The following is a 14,752-nucleotide window of genomic DNA, read 5'->3' as shown; positions in this document are numbered from 1 at the left end:
GACGATCCCCACAACAGCACACGCGGCCGAGGAGTCACCCGGATGAGCACGACCGAGAGCGAGAGGCTGCGCGGGCTGCTCGAACCGCTCGTCAGCGCCAAGGAGCTGGACCTCGAGGAGATCGAGGTCTCCCGGGCAGGCCGCCGCCGGGTGCTGCGGGTCGTCGTGGACTCCGACGACGGCGTGGAGCTCGACACCTGCGCCGAGCTGAGCCGCACCATCTCCGAGACGCTCGACGCGACCGACGCGATGGGTGAGGGCGAGTACGTCCTGGAAGTGAGCTCTCCGGGTGCCGAGCGCCCGTTGACCGAGCACCGCCACTACGTACGGGCCGTCGGCCGGCTGGCCGGACTGACCCTCCACGACGGCGGGGAACTGGTCGCCCGCATCCTCGGGGTCGACGACGAAGGGCTGGACCTCGAGGTGCCGGGCGTCAAGGGCCGCAAGCCCACGGCACGCCGCGTGGCCTTCGGCGACATCGCCAAGGCCCGCGTGGAGATCGAATTCAACCGCAAGGACAAGAAGGAAGAGGAGGCGTAGCCGTGGACATCGATGTGAAGCTTCTGAAGGGCTTGGCGCAGGACAAGGAGATCCCCTTCGACGTGCTCGTCGGGGCGATCGAGTCGGCCCTCCTCATCGCGTACCACCGCACCGAGGGCAGCCACCGCCGTGCGCGGGTGGAGCTGGACGCCGGCGGCCACGTCACGGTGTGGGCGAAGGAGGACCCGGCCGACCTCGAGGAGGGCCAGGAGCCCAAGGAGTTCGACGACACCCCGTCCGGCTTCGGCCGTATCGCCGCGACCACCGCCAAGCAGGTCATCCTGCAGCGGCTGCGCGACGCCGAGGACGACAGGACGTTCGGCGAGTACGCGGGCCACGAGGGCGACGTCGTCACCGGCGTCGTCCAGCAGGGCAAGGACCCGAAGAACGTCCTGGTCGACATCGGCAAGCTGGAGGCGATCCTGCCGGTCCAGGAGCAGGTGCCGGGCGAGGAGTACACCCACGGCCTGCGGCTGCGCACCTACGTCGTACGCGTGGCCAAGGGTGTGCGCGGTCCCTCCGTGACGCTGTCCCGCACGCACCCGAACCTGGTGAAGAAGCTCTTCGCGCTGGAGGTCCCGGAGATCGCGGACGGCTCGGTCGTCATCGAGGCCATCGCACGCGAGGCCGGCCACCGCACCAAGATCGCCGTACGCTCCACCCGGGCCGGCCTGAACCCCAAGGGCGCCTGCATCGGCCCGATGGGCAGCCGGGTGCGCAACGTCATGGCCGAGCTGCACGGCGAGAAGATCGACATCGTGGACTGGTCCGACGACCCCGCCGAGATGGTGGCCAACGCGCTGTCACCCGCCCGGGTGAGCAAGGTCGAGGTCGTGGACCTCGGCACCCGTTCCGCCCGGGTCACTGTCCCCGACTACCAGCTCTCCCTGGCCATCGGCAAGGAGGGCCAGAACGCCCGCCTCGCCGCGCGGCTCACCGGCTGGCGCATCGACATCCGCCCGGACACCGAGACCGACGCCGAGCGGGAGACGGCCGACCGCGAGCGGGCCGAGCGTGCCCGGGAGCGTGCGGAGCGCGGCTGACCTGGCCGCCTTGCCCGGTGCGGACCGCCCCGGGCAAGGGACGAAGGAATAGATCGAGGCGCGAAGCCGCTGAGATCACGACAACATCCGTTCGATTTTTGCCCCGCAGGGGTGAGGTCGGTGCGGGGAGGTAGACTTAGACGTGTCTGGCCGGACGCACGCCCGCGCTTGCCCCGAGCGAACCTGTGTGGGATGCCGGGAGCGGGCGGCCAAGAGCGAGCTGCTGCGCACCGTGGTGGACGAGGGAGAGGTCGTCCCTGATCCACGCGGTACGCTGCCCGGCCGGGGTGCGTATCTGCACCCCGCCTCCGTCTGTCTCGACCTGGCGGTCCGCCGCCGGGCATTCCCCCGGGCCTTCAAGGCCAAGGGGCCGTTCGGCACCGCGGTACTGCAGCGGTTCGTCGAGCGGGTGACACAGCAGGAAAAATGAACGGCACGGGTCCCCGTGCGGTCAGGTACCTCGCGAGTTGGAAGTAGGTCGAGATTGCGATGAGCACTCGATGAGTACGCGATGAGTACGCCCATGAAGTAGCGACGGTCCGGCGGTAACCCGGACCTAAAAGGAGCGAAGTGGCTAAGGTCCGGGTATACGAACTCGCCAAGGAGTTCGGCGTCGAGAGCAAGGTCGTCATGGCCAAGCTCCAAGAACTCGGTGAATTCGTCCGTTCGGCGTCCTCGACGATCGAGGCGCCGGTTGTACGCAAGTTGACCGACGCACTGCAGGGGCCCGGCGGCAACGCCGGCAGGTCCGCTGCGAAGCCCGGGGCGCCCCGCAAGGCCGCCCCCGCGAAGCCCGCAGCGCCCTCCCCGGCCGCTGCGGCACGTCCCGCTGCCCCGAAGCCCGGCGCCCCGGCCCCCAAGCCGGCCGCGGCCGAGACCCCGGTGAGCAGCACCCCCGCGGCACCCTCCGCAGGCCCGCGTCCGGGCCCGAAGCCCGCGCCGAAGCCGGCCCCGGTCACTCCGGTGCCCGCCGCCGAGTTCTCGGCACCGGCCCCGGCCCAGCAGCCGGCCGCACCCCAGCAGGCCCCGCGTCCCTCGGGTGCCACCCCCGGTCCCCGCCCCGCCCGTCCGGCTCCGGCCGGCGGTCAGCGTGACGGCGGCCGTGGTGGCGAGCGTGGCGGCGACCGCCCCGCGCGTCCCGCCGGCCAGGGCGCACCGGGTGCCTCCGGACGGCCCGGCGCACGCCCGGCCGGCCCTCGTCCGGGCAACAACCCCTTCACCTCCGGCGGTTCCACCGGCATGGCGCGCCCCCAGGCGCCCCGTCCCGGCGGTGCCCCGCGCCCCGGCGGCGGTCAGGAGCGCCCCGGCGCCCCGCGCCCGCAGGGTGGTCCCGGCGGCGCCCCGCGCCCGCAGGGCCAGGGTGGCGCACGTCCTTCCCCCGGCGGCATGCCCCGTCCGCAGGCTCCCCGGCCGGGCGGTGCCCCCTCGGGTAACCGTCCGAACCCGGGCATGATGCCGCAGCGTCCCGCCGCGGGTCCGCGTCCCGGCGGTGGTCCCGGTGGCGGTGGCCGTGGTCCCGGTGGCGGCGGCGGTCGTCCCGGTGGCGGCGGCGGTCGTCCCGGTGGCGGCGGCTTCGCAGGCCGTCCGGCCGGTCCCGGTGGCGGCGGTGGCGGCTTCGCAGGCCGTCCCGGTGGTCCCGGTGGCGGTGGCGGCGCAGGCCGTCCCGGCGGTGGCGGCGGCTTCGGCGGCCGTCCCGGCTTCGGTGGACGTCCCGGCGGCCCGGGTGCCCGTGGTGGCACACAGGGTGCGTTCGGCCGTCCCGGCGGTCCCGCGCGTCGTGGCCGTAAGTCGAAGCGGCAGAGGCGCCAGGAGTACGAGGCCATGCAGGCCCCGTCGGTCGGCGGCGTCATGCTGCCCCGCGGCAACGGACAGGCCGTCCGTCTGTCGCGCGGTGCCTCCCTCACCGACTTCGCGGAGAAGATCAACGCCAACCCGGCGTCGCTCGTCGCCGTGATGATGAACCTCGGCGAGATGGTCACGGCGACACAGTCCGTCTCCGACGAGACGCTGAAGCTCCTCGCCGAGGAGATGAACTACGTCCTCGAGATCGTCAGCCCCGAGGAGGAGGACCGCGAGCTGCTCGAGTCCTTCGACATCGAGTTCGGCGAGGACGAGGGCGGCGAGGAGGCCCTGGTCTCCCGTCCGCCGGTCGTGACTGTCATGGGTCACGTCGACCACGGTAAGACCCGGCTGCTGGACGCGATCCGCAAGACGAACGTCGTCGCGGGCGAGGCCGGCGGTATCACGCAGCACATCGGTGCGTACCAGGTCTCCTCCGAGGTCAACGGCGAGGACCGCCGTATCACCTTCATCGACACCCCGGGTCACGAGGCGTTCACCGCCATGCGTGCCCGTGGTGCGAAGTCCACCGACATCGCGATCCTCGTGGTGGCGGCGAACGACGGTGTGATGCCCCAGACGATCGAGGCGCTGAACCACGCCAAGGCGGCCGACGTGCCGATCGTGGTCGCGGTCAACAAGATCGACGTCGAGGGTGCCGACCCGACCAAGGTGCGCGGTCAGCTCACCGAGTTCGGTCTGGTGGCCGAGGAGTACGGCGGCGACACGATGTTCGTCGACATCTCCGCCAAGCAGGGCCTCAACATCGAGGCACTGCTGGAGGCCGTCGTCCTCACCGCCGACGCCTCGCTCGACCTGCGGGCCAACCCGGAGCAGGACGCGCAGGGTATTGCGATCGAGTCCCACCTCGACCGCGGCCGCGGTGCCGTCTCGACCGTCCTCGTCCAGCGCGGCACGCTGCGCATCGGTGACACGATGGTCGTCGGCGACGCGTACGGCCGTGTCCGGGCGATGCTCGACGACAACGGCAACAACGTCCAGGAAGCGGGTCCCTCGACCCCCGTCCTGGTACTGGGTCTCACCAACGTGCCGGGTGCCGGCGACAACTTCCTGGTGGTCGACGAGGACCGTACGGCCCGTCAGATCGCCGAGAAGCGTGCCGCCCGTGAGCGCAACGCCAACTTCGCCCGCAAGGGTGTCCGGTTCTCCCTGGAGAACCTGGACGAGGCGCTCAAGGCCGGTCTGGTCCAGGAGCTCAACCTCATCATCAAGGGCGACGCGTCCGGTTCGGTGGAGGCTCTCGAGTCCTCGCTGCTCCAGCTCGACGTCGGTGAAGAGGTCGACATCCGGGTCCTGCACCGCGGTGTGGGTGCGGTCACCGAGTCGGACATCAACCTGGCGACCGGCTCCGACGCCATCGTGATCGGCTTCAACGTGCGCGCCGCAGGGCGTGCCGAGCAGATGGCCGAGCGCGAGGGCGTGGACGTCCGGTACTACTCGGTCATCTACCAGGCGATCGAAGAGATCGAAGCGGCCCTCAAGGGCATGCTCAAGCCGGAGTACGAAGAGGTCGAGCTCGGCACGGCGGAGATCCGCGAGATCTTCCGCTCGTCCAAGCTGGGCAACATCGCCGGTGTGCTGGTCCGCTCCGGTGAGGTCAAGCGCAACACCAAGGCGCGCCTGCTGCGTGATGGCAAGGTCATCGCGGAGAACCTCAACATCTCCGGTCTGCGCCGTTTCAAGGACGACGTCACCGAGATCCGCGAAGGCTTCGAGGGCGGTATCAACCTCGGGAACTTCAACGACATCAAGATCGACGACGTCATCGCGACGTACGAGATGCGCGAGAAGCCGCGAGGCTGATCCACGGGGAGGGCCGGGGGGTGACTCCCGGTCCCTCCTGGGAGGTCGGGGCCGGTCGACGGGTCGTATTCCCGTCGATCGGCCCCGGCCGTTCCGTGTACGGTTCTGGTGTCCCCGCCAAGCGATGGCGGGGCCCAGACCCCGAACCGGCGGGACATCCGGACATTCATGTATGTGGGGACTCTGTCCTTCGACCTTCTCCTCGGCGACGTACGGTCGCTGAAGGAGAAACGCTCCGTCGTCCGCCCGATCGTCGCCGAGATCCACCGCAGGTTCGGGGTGAGCGTCGCGGAGACGGGCGACCAGGACCTCTATCGCAGGGCCGAGATCGGTCTTGCCGTGGTCTCCGGGGACACCGGACACCTCACAGACGTACTCGACCGGTGCGAACGCATGATCGCGAACCGGCCTGAGGTGGAGCTGCTGTCCGTACGACGGCGGCTGCACAGCGACGAAGACGATGGCTGAGAAGGAGAAGGACCAGTGGCCGACAACGCGCGGGCAAAGAAACTGGCGGACCTCATCCAGGTGGTGGTCGCCGAGAAACTGCAGCGCGGTATCAAGGACCCGCGTCTGGGCACACACGTGACCGTCACGGACACCCGTGTCACCGGCGACCTGCGGGAGGCCACGGTCTTCTACACGGTCTACGGTGACGACGAGGAGCGGGCGAGCGCGGCCGCCGGCCTGGAGAGCGCCAAGGGCGTCCTGCGCTCGGCGGTCGGCGCGGCGGCGGGGACGAAGTTCACGCCCACCCTGTCCTTCGTGGCGGACGCCCTGCCGGACAACGCCAAGGCGATCGAGGATCTGCTCGACCGGGCACGCGCCTCGGACGCCAAGGTCCGCGAGGCGTCCTCCGGCGCGGCCTACGCCGGTGACGCGGACCCGTACCGCAAGCCCGAGGACGACGAGTCCGACGGGAACGACGAGGGTTCGCCGTCCGCATGACGCAGAACAAGCAGGACAGGACGCCGGACGGCCTTGTCATCGTCGACAAGCCGTCCGGCTTCACCTCGCACGACGTCGTGGCCAAGATGCGCGGTATCGCCCGCACCCGCAGGGTCGGTCACGCCGGCACGCTGGACCCGATGGCCACCGGCGTCCTGGTGCTCGGCGTCGAGAGGGCGACGAAGCTGCTCGGCCATCTCGCACTGACCGAGAAGGAGTACCTCGGGACGATCCGGCTCGGCCAGGACACCGTCACCGATGACGCGGAGGGCGAGGTCACCTCGTCCACCGACGCCTCGGGCGTGACGCGGGAGGGCATCGACGCCGGGGTCGCCGCGCTGACGGGCGCGATCATGCAGGTGCCGTCCAAGGTCAGCGCCATCAAGATCGACGGCAAGCGCTCGTACGCCCGGGTGCGGGGCGGCGAGGAGTTCGAGATCCCCGCCCGCCCGGTGACCATCTCCTCCTTCCGCGTCTACGACGTCCGCGAGGCCGTCGCGGAGGACGGCACGCCCGTCGTCGACCTGGTCGTCTCGGTCGTCTGCTCCTCGGGGACGTACGTCCGGGCGCTGGCCCGCGACCTCGGCGCCGGGCTCGGCGTCGGCGGGCATCTGACCGCGCTGCGGCGCACCCGGGTCGGCCCGTACGGGCTCGACGCCGCCAGGACGCTCGAGCAGCACCAGCAGGAGCTGACGGTGATGCCGGTGTCCGAGGCGGCCGCCTCCGCGTTCCCCCGGTGGGACGTGGACGAGAAACGGGCCAGGCTGCTGCTCAACGGCGTACGGCTGGACATGCCGGCCTCTCCGCCCGGGCCGGTCGCCGTCTTCGGGCCCGACGGGACCTTCCTCGTGCTGGTCGAGGAGCAGAAGGGCAAGGCCAGGAGCCTCGCCGTCTTCGCCTGACGAGAGTCCGTACAGCCGTCCCGTCGTGGAGCGGGCAGTCCTCCCGATGCCCGCTCCACGATCCCCCTCCGCCGGCCATCCCTGTCCAGGGAAGCCGGCGTTTTCACCCCACCGGACGGGCGCTCGGAGTGACTGGGGGGTGTGCGGGGGGCGCGTTCGCCCTGCGCGCTACGCGTACCGATCATCCGGCACCTACCGTCTGAGGCATGGGCAGCGGGGACCGGTCGGCACTGGTGAGGATCTGCGACGCGGCCGGCCGGCCGCGGGGGACCGGGTTCGTCGCGGACGACCGCGGCACCGTACTCACCTGCCATCAGGCCGTCGCCCCGGCCGGAGGCGTGGTGCTGCACACGGCGGACGGCCGCAGTCGCGCACTCGGCCCCGACGACATCACCGCCCTGCCGGAGCTCGGCCTCGCCCTGCTCCGCACCGGCGGGCCCGGGATCCTCGACGTGGAGCCGCTCCCCATCGCCGTACGCGACCGGATCGAGACGGGCACGTACGTGCGGATCGCCGCCCACGGCCTGCGGGAGGCGCGGGTACTCGGGACGACGCCTGCCACGTACACGGAGGGCGGGCGCGAGCACGCGCTGGGGGAGACCCTGGAGCTCGCCCTCGGCACGGACGGGCGCGACGCGGTGCGTTCGGGCGGGGCAGCCGTCGGCGGACCGGTGACCGATCCGCGCACCGGCGCCGTCCTCGGGGTGCTCTCCACCGCTCTGCGCGCCGGACACGAGGCGGCCGGGCTCGTGGTGCCGATCACCGCCGGCGCGGGGCACGGGCCACTGCGCGAGCTGCTGCGGCGCAACGCCGGCAGCGTTCCCGGCTACGGATGCGACCTCAACCTCGCCGGAGCACTGCAGCTGACCGCCACCTCCCTCGGCCACCCGGGCCGTCCGGACGGTGCGGAGCCGGTGGAACGCCCTTACATCGGCGCCGAGTTCACCGCCTTCGAGACCGGTACGGGCTCCGTGCTGGGCCTGGTCGGCGGACCCGGGACGGGCCGCACCACCGAGCTGGCCGAGCTGGCCGCCCGCCGGGCCCGCGGCGCCGTACCCGCCCTCACGCTCTGGCTGCGCGGGGCCGACCTGCTGGCCGAGGACACCTGCGTGGCCGACGCGATGGCCCGGGTGCTCCGCCGCTCCGCGCGGATCGTCGCCGCCGCCGGCGCACCGGGCGACATGGCGACGGCCACCCCCGAACGGATCGCCGCCCTCGCCGCCGCGTCCGGCAGCCCGCTGCTGGTCGTGGTGGACGGACCGGAGGAGATGCCCCCGCCGCTGGCCCACCGGCTCGTCGCGTGGACCGGGGGGACGGCCGGCTGGCTCCGCTCCCACGGCGCGCGGATGGTCGTCGCCTGCCGCCCGGAGCACTGGGAGACCGCGGGGGCGCTGTATCCCCCCGGCGCCCTGCACGTCCCGGAGCGGCCCGCCCGGGGACTTCCGCCCGCGGTCCGGCTCGGCGACCTCACCGCCGGGCAGGCCGAACGGGCCAGGGAGCGGTACGGCATCCCGCCGGGGGCGATCGCTCCGGGCCACGACCGGCACCCCCTCACGCTGCGTCTGCTCGCCGGGGTGCGGGAGGCACTGCCGCCCGACGTGCCCGGGCGGCCGGGCACGGACGAGGTCTTCGCCGCCCATCTGGACCTGACGTGCGTACGGATCGCCGTCCGGATCGGCTCCCAGGCCGAACCCCGGCTCCGGGGGACGGCCGTCCGCAGACTGGCGGCGAAGGTGGCCGGCCGGGTCCACGAGGTGGCCCGGCGCTGCCTCGGGCCGGGCCAGGGCGAGCTGGACAGGGCGGCCTTCGAGGAGATCTTCCCCTGGCGCACGGGGTGGGCGTCGGCGGTCCTCACCGAGGGCCTCCTGGTCCCGGCGGGCGCCGGATACCGCTTCGCCGACGAGGAACTGGGCGACTGGCTGCAGGGCGCCCACCTGGATCTCGACGCCGCGCTGCGGTCGCTGGTCCACCGCTGGCACGCGGAGGACGGGCCGGAGCAGGCCGGCCCGGGCGGGCAGGGCGGGGAGGCGTGGCCCCTCACCCGGCCGGACCGGGCGGGACCCGCGGTGCCGGTACGGCCGGTGGCGGCGGGGCGGGCACGCCCGGCGGAGCTGACGGGCCCGGTGGCCGCGGCGGAGCCGGGCGTACCGTCCGTCCCGGCGGAGCCCCGCAACCTCCCGGTACCGCGTCACCGTATCGGCCCGGTGATCCAGGCGATGCTCCTGCTGGAACGCCGCAGGGGGAGCGCCGCGCCCGCCCACCGCATGGCCGACCTGATCGGGGCGATGGACCGCCTGTCGGCCGGCCGGGGCGGCCCCCCGGCAGGCCGGCACGCCGACGCGGCCTGGTGGGCGGCCCACGTGCTCCGCGAGAGCCTGCTGCGCGTGCCCGACGCACTGCCCTACCTCGGTGTGCTGCGGGTGCTCGCCGGGCGGGTCACCCGGCGCTCCCGGGACGACGGGGGAGCCGCGCCCGGCCCGTACGCCGCCTTTGGCCCCTGGTTCTGGCGGCGGATCCGGCTTCCGGAGGCGGACCGCCTCGACCTCCTGCGCCGGCTCGTGCCCGCCGACAGCGCTCCGCGCCCCGACGGTGAGGAGCGCTACCTCGACGCCGTGGCCCGGCGCCTCACCGCCTGCCCCCGTACCGTCCAGCCCCTGCTCTGCCGCTGGTTCGACGACGAGACCCCGCTGCACACCGAGGACGGCGCGGGGATGCGGCTCACCGTGGCGGCGGCCGCCCAGGCCCTGCTGTACGCCCGCCGTGAGCTCGCGGTCGACGACCTGACGGAAGCGCTCGTCGACCTGCCGCATCCGCGCGCCGCCGAACTCCTCGCCGCCCTCGCCGAGGACGAGCCGTCCGCGCTCTGCCGGGCCGTCGACCGCTGGGCCCGTGACGAGGAGCGGCCCGAACGCCGGGCGGCCGCCGCCGTCCACGCCACGCGGACCGCGAACCTCGCTACCTCGGACGACGACCGCGTCCTGCTGCGCGGCGCGGCCCTCGCCCTCCTCGCCCGCCCGGCAGACGCGGTGCTGCACGCCCAGGCGCTCACCCTCCTCGTCCGGGATCCGCACACCGCCGGGCGGTACCTGCCCCAGGCCCTGCGGGTCTTCGCCGCCGGGGACCCGCGGCTGCCCGTGGCCCTGCTGGCCGAGGTGTCCGCCGAGCATCCCGAGCCGGTGCTCGCCGCGCTGCACGCCCGGCTGGCGCTGCCCGGGCAGCCCGCCGACGACGTCCTGCGGGAGCTGGCGGGAACGGACGCCCCCGCGCTGGCCCTGCACGCCCCCGGCCTCCTGCGGCAGTACATCGACACCCACCCGGGCCCCGGGGCCGCGGACCGGGTGGCCGCGTACGTGGAGCGCCGGCTCGAGCACGGCCCTGCCGCCCGCGCGCTGCTGCTGCCCCTGGTGACCGGCCTGTTGCGGGAGCCCCCCGTACCGCCTGCGGTGCGCGCCGCGCTGGCCCGGGTGTTCTCCGCCCCGGGGAGTGCGGTGTCCAGGCCGTCGCGGGACGAGCTGACGGAGGTGCTGCTGGACTTCGAGCAGGACACCGGCCGGGACCCGGAGGTGCCGGCCGCCCTGCTGCGGGCCGCGGCCACCGGTTCCGGGCGGCGTCCGCGAGCGCGTACGAGGGCCATGGTGCACCGCACCGGGATGCTCCTCGTACGGACGCCCGAGGGGGCCGCGCGCTTCGACCGCGAACTCGTCGACCTCGCCCGCGAGGTGCCCGGCTTCGCGGCGCTCGTCACCGGGTGGCTGGCCGACGCCCCCCGGGAATGGGCGGTGGTCGTGGGCCCCGGCGTCCGGCGCACGGTGGAGGCCCTGGACGGTCCGCAGCCGGCGATGACGGTGCCGATGCAGTCGGCGGGACGTGAGCATGGCAGTCTTAGACCTGCGTAAGGACACACACACGTACACAGGTTCGGGCGAGGAGCGGTCACAGTGCAGTGCTGGCGTGGCTTGGAGGACATCCCCGAGGGCTGGGGACGCAGCATCGTCACCATCGGCTCCTACGACGGGGTGCACCGCGGGCACCAGCTGATCGTCGGCCGGGCGGTGGAGCGGGCGCGCGAGCTGGGCGTTCCGTCCGTCGTCGTGACCTTCGACCCGCACCCCAGCGAGGTCGTACGCCCGGGTACGCACCCGCCGCTGCTCGCCCCGCACCACCGGCGTGCCGAGTTGATGGCGGACCTCGGCGTGGACGCGGTGCTGATCCTGCCGTTCACGGCCGATTTCTCGAAGCTGGCGCCGGCCGAGTTCATCGTGAAGGTGCTCGTCGACAAGCTGCACGCACAGCTGGTGATCGAGGGGCCGAACTTCCGCTTCGGCCACAAGGCCGCAGGGAACGTCGAGCTCCTGGCCGAGCTCGGCCGCACGTACGACTACCAGGTCGAGGTCATCGACCTCTTCGTGAGCGGGGAGGCCGGGGACGGCGAGCCGTTCTCCTCCACGCTCACCCGCCGCCTGATCGCCCGGGGCGACGTCGAGGGAGCCGCCGAGATCCTGGGCCGGCCCCACCGGGTGGAGGGCATCGTGGTCCGCGGCGCGCAGCGCGGCCGCGAGCTGGGCTACCCGACGGCGAACGTGGAGACGCTGCCCCACACGGCGATCCCGGCCGACGGCGTCTACGCCGGCTGGCTCACTGCGAACGGCGAGGCGATGCCCGCCGCGATCTCGGTCGGCACCAACCCGCAGTTCGACGGCACGGAACGGACCGTCGAGGCGTATGCGATCGACCGCGTCGACCTGGAGCTGTACGGGCTGCACGTCGCCGTGGACTTCCTCGCGTACGTGCGCGGCATGCTGAAGTTCGACTCGGTCGATGACCTGCTCGTGGCCATGGCCGACGACGTACAGCGGTCGCGTGAGCTGATCGCGGCCTACGGACGGGCCCACGGCTCGTCCCACGAAGGGTCCTGAGCCCCGTCCTCGACGAGGGGGCGCCGTGCGTCAGCCGGTCACGGACGGGGCGCACCCGGCCGTCGCCGACGTCGGCCGGGTGATGTGCGCGGCCCGGCTCCCCACCACCGAACGGGGCGGGCCGTTCTCCGGTGATCCGCGTCGTGACCGTCCCGCGCCGCAACCCTGGAGGCGCTCGCGGATCGGACCGGGACCCCCCGGGTGACGTGCTGCGCGCCAGTCCGGCCGAGGGCCTCCGGCGGACCCGGGCGGCCCGACGTCACGAGCCGATCAGGCCGCGAACCGTCGCGGAAGGCGTCTGCCCGTCCTGGGCCTGCTGGGCGCGTTCCGCCACCATGCGTGTGAGCGCCTGCAACGTATCCAGCTGGTATCTCCCGTAATACTGCGCGGTGTCTCCTTCCCGGACCGCGACGAGGACGGTGCCCACCTGTACCAGCGCTTCGCCGTGTTCGTTCGAGTCGTCGTCCGAGAACTCCATGGCGATCGACCGGTCACCGAAGGCCGGCATGGCCACCTGCGTGGCTTCTCCCGCCTTAGTCAGCTGCCGTGCCAGGCGGTCGTAGAAGCCTTGTGCCGCGTCGGCCGAATCCCACGCCGCCACGACGAAGATCGCTTCCTGGTCGTAAGGGCTGTCGAAGGCCCCCTGGGCCACGCCGAGGAGCCCTGGGCACCGGTCTGCCGGCAGTTCCCGGCAGGCGGCACCACCCGTCGTGAGAGACGTGGACTCCCTGCTGGTCCAGCCGCTCGGCATGCTGTGGAGATCCGGGGCGACAGCCTTGATCGTCGTGGGGTCCTCGAGCGCGGTGACCCTGTGTCCTGGCGCGGCCGACGGCGGGCCGTCGTCATCGGTGGCCGACCGGATGATCCCGTAGATCAAGAGCGCCATCACGGCGACTGCCGCGACAACCGCCATGAGCGCCCAGGGATCGCCCTTGCGGATCTTGGTGACCGCCTGATCGCCGAGCACGAAGGTGCCACGGGCGCGGCTGCCGCGGTCGACGTTGATGCTGTGCGAAACGGTGGACGCCACGTTCGGCCGGGGCAGGGCAAGGACGCTCGCCAGTTCCGCGGCGAACGCCGGATCCTCGGACAGCACCTCCGCCAGCCTTTCGCGCAACCGCGAGCGCGCGTCGGGATCGTCCGGAGACTCCTGCACCGCTGCGACGGCTGCGTCTTGCCGGCCGATGCCGCTCAACCGGCGGCGCACCAGATCGGCGACGGTGCCGCCGATCGCACCGGCGGTCCCCTGTGCCACTGCCTCCACCGCGGCATTCGCGAGGTCCATCACGTCCGTCACGTCCGCCCCCAGACCGTCAGGTTCCCTCAACTATCGTATGCCGCTGTTGAGTTGTGAGGCCAGGTGCAGCGCCATTCCGAGAGCCCTTCACGAGGTCGCCGGACGGAGCGTTCAGGACGGCTCGCCCCTCGACCTCCGTCCCGGCGACCGTGAGGTGGGCGGGCGGTGCGACGGGGCCGAGCTCGCCGGGAGGAGCACCGGCCAGGTGGTGGGCAGGCCCTCACCCGGGCATCGTCGGAGGAAGGGGACGACGAGACCGGGAGGCCCGCACCGTGCGTGAACTACTCTCCGAACTGCGCGACTGGCACACCGCCGGGACGCCCTTCGCCCTCGCCACCGTCGTGGCGGTCCGGGGCAGTGCGCCGCGCGGGCCGGGCGCCGCGATGGCGGTGCACGCCGACGGGAGAGTCGCGGGGAGTGTCTCCGGGGGCTGCGTGGAGAGCGACGTGTGCGAGGTGGCCGCCGAAGTGCTCAGCACCGGCGTCCCGCGGCTGCGCAGCTACGGCATCAGCGACGACGAGGCGTTCGGGGTGGGGCTGACCTGTGGCGGGACGATCGATGTGCTGGTCCAGCCCTGTGTCTCGACGGCGGACCGGCACCGGCTGTGCGAGCTCGCCGATCTCGTCGCCGCCGGGGAGAGCGTCGCGGTCGCGACCGTGGTGGCCCCGGCCGGGGCCGCGGGATCCCGCCGCCTGGTCCTGGCCGACCGGGTCAGCGGCTCGCTCGGTGACGAAGGGCTCGACGCCGCCGTCACGGACGACGCGCGCGGGCTCCTCGCCCAGGGGGCGACGGCGGAGAACCGCTACGGCGCGCACGGCGAGCGGCGGATGCAGGACGTGACCGTCTTCGTCCAGTCGTTCGCACCCGCGCCCCGCATGCTGGTCTTCGGGGCGATCGAGCACGCGGCGGCGACGGCCCGGATCGGTTCCTTCCTCGGCTACCGGGTGACGGTCTGCGACGCCCGCCCGGCCTTCGCCACCCGGCAGCGCTTTCCCACGGCCGACGAGGTCGTCCGCGCGTGGCCGCACGCCTACCTCGCCTCGACCGAGGTCGACGCGCGCACGGTCGTCTGCGTGCTGACGCACGACCCGAAGTTCGACGTGCCGCTGCTGGTGGCCGCGCTGCGGACGCCCGCCGCGTACATCGGTGTCATGGGCAGCCGCCGCACCCACGCCGACCGGATCGCCCGGCTGCGGGAGGCCGGGGTGGACGAGGAAGGTCTGGCACGCCTCGCCTCACCCGTGGGCCTCGACCTCGGGGCCCGAACACCGGAGGAGACGGCGGTGTCCATCGCCGCCGAGATCGTCCGGCACCGCTGGGGCGGTACGGGGCGCCCGCTGAGCGAGCTGACGGGAGCCATCCACCGGACCCGGCGGAACGGGGCCTGACCTTCCGGTCGGAGCACCTCGCGGACGGGCCCGGCACCGGCCGGGAGGCGGTGCC

Annotated in this window: 11 protein-coding genes; 10 read left to right on the top strand and 1 reads right to left on the bottom strand. The window is 73.2% G+C overall.

What is annotated here, in order from left to right; genetic code table 11:
- Positions 1-42: 42 nt before the first annotated feature.
- From rimP to BA175_RS06810, 9 genes are all read left to right on the top strand, one after another.
- Positions 43-540, top strand: coding sequence for a ribosome maturation factor RimP (gene rimP, locus BA175_RS06850; protein WP_069170405.1), 498 nt, complete (start codon positions 43-45; stop codon positions 538-540).
- A gap of 2 nt (positions 541-542) precedes the next feature.
- Positions 543-1,583 carry a transcription termination factor NusA gene (gene nusA / locus BA175_RS06845; RefSeq protein WP_069170404.1) on the top strand — a complete coding sequence of 347 codons (1,041 nt, stop codon included), beginning with the start codon at positions 543-545 and terminating at the stop codon, positions 1,581-1,583.
- Positions 1,584-1,725: 142 nt separating this feature from the next.
- Positions 1,726-2,013, top strand: coding sequence for a YlxR family protein (locus BA175_RS06840; protein ID WP_079159430.1), 288 nt, complete (start codon positions 1,726-1,728; stop codon positions 2,011-2,013).
- Between the two features lie 140 nt (positions 2,014-2,153).
- On the top strand, positions 2,154-5,246 hold the full coding sequence (infB, locus tag BA175_RS29310) for a translation initiation factor IF-2 (RefSeq protein WP_079159429.1): 3,093 nt from the start codon (positions 2,154-2,156) through the stop codon (positions 5,244-5,246).
- A 168-nt stretch (positions 5,247-5,414) separates the two neighbouring features.
- Positions 5,415-5,714 carry a DUF503 domain-containing protein gene (locus tag BA175_RS06830; RefSeq protein WP_069170401.1) on the top strand — a complete coding sequence of 100 codons (300 nt, stop codon included), beginning with the start codon at positions 5,415-5,417 and terminating at the stop codon, positions 5,712-5,714.
- 15 nt (positions 5,715-5,729) lie between these two features.
- Entirely contained in the window at positions 5,730-6,194 is a 465-nt protein-coding gene (gene rbfA, locus BA175_RS06825) for a 30S ribosome-binding factor RbfA (RefSeq protein WP_069170400.1), read from the top strand.
- Positions 6,191-7,096, top strand: coding sequence for a tRNA pseudouridine(55) synthase TruB (truB, locus tag BA175_RS32095; protein WP_069170399.1), 906 nt, complete (start codon positions 6,191-6,193; stop codon positions 7,094-7,096). Before rbfA ends, truB begins: the two co-directional genes overlap by 4 nt.
- Before the next feature lie 206 nt (positions 7,097-7,302).
- Positions 7,303-10,992 (top strand): serine protease, encoded by a 3,690-nt coding sequence (locus tag BA175_RS06815; protein ID WP_069170398.1) that lies wholly within the window; start codon positions 7,303-7,305, stop codon positions 10,990-10,992.
- Positions 10,993-11,034: 42 nt separating this feature from the next.
- Positions 11,035-12,012 (top strand): bifunctional riboflavin kinase/FAD synthetase, encoded by a 978-nt coding sequence (locus tag BA175_RS06810; protein ID WP_079159428.1) that lies wholly within the window; start codon positions 11,035-11,037, stop codon positions 12,010-12,012.
- Positions 12,013-12,271: 259 nt separating this feature from the next.
- On the opposite strand, the gene BA175_RS06805 is transcribed toward BA175_RS06810, so the two are convergent.
- Entirely contained in the window at positions 12,272-13,309 is a 1,038-nt protein-coding gene (locus BA175_RS06805; RefSeq protein WP_069170396.1) for a hypothetical protein, read from the bottom strand.
- Between the two features lie 272 nt (positions 13,310-13,581).
- Here BA175_RS06805 and BA175_RS06800 point away from each other — a divergent pair, with 272 nt between their 5' ends.
- Positions 13,582-14,697: an XdhC family protein gene (locus BA175_RS06800; RefSeq protein WP_069170395.1), complete on the top strand. Its 1,116-nt coding sequence runs from the start codon at positions 13,582-13,584 to the stop codon at positions 14,695-14,697.
- Positions 14,698-14,752: the final 55 nt, after the last annotated feature.

Origin of the sequence: Streptomyces griseus (assembly GCF_001715295.1) — a bacterium.
Taxonomy (GTDB): Bacteria; Actinomycetota; Actinomycetes; order Streptomycetales; family Streptomycetaceae; genus Streptomyces; species Streptomyces griseus_G.
This window is presented reverse-complemented; position numbering and strand designations above follow the sequence as displayed.

Coding starts and splice junctions, on each gene's coding strand:
- rimP (WP_069170405.1), top strand. CDS start 43: ATGAGCACGACCGAGAGCGAGAGGCTGCGCGGGCTGCTCGAACCGCTC.
- BA175_RS06830 (WP_069170401.1), top strand. CDS start 5,415: ATGTATGTGGGGACTCTGTCCTTCGACCTTCTCCTCGGCGACGTACGG.
- truB (WP_069170399.1), top strand. CDS start 6,191: ATGACGCAGAACAAGCAGGACAGGACGCCGGACGGCCTTGTCATCGTC.
- BA175_RS06815 (WP_069170398.1), top strand. CDS start 7,303: ATGGGCAGCGGGGACCGGTCGGCACTGGTGAGGATCTGCGACGCGGCC.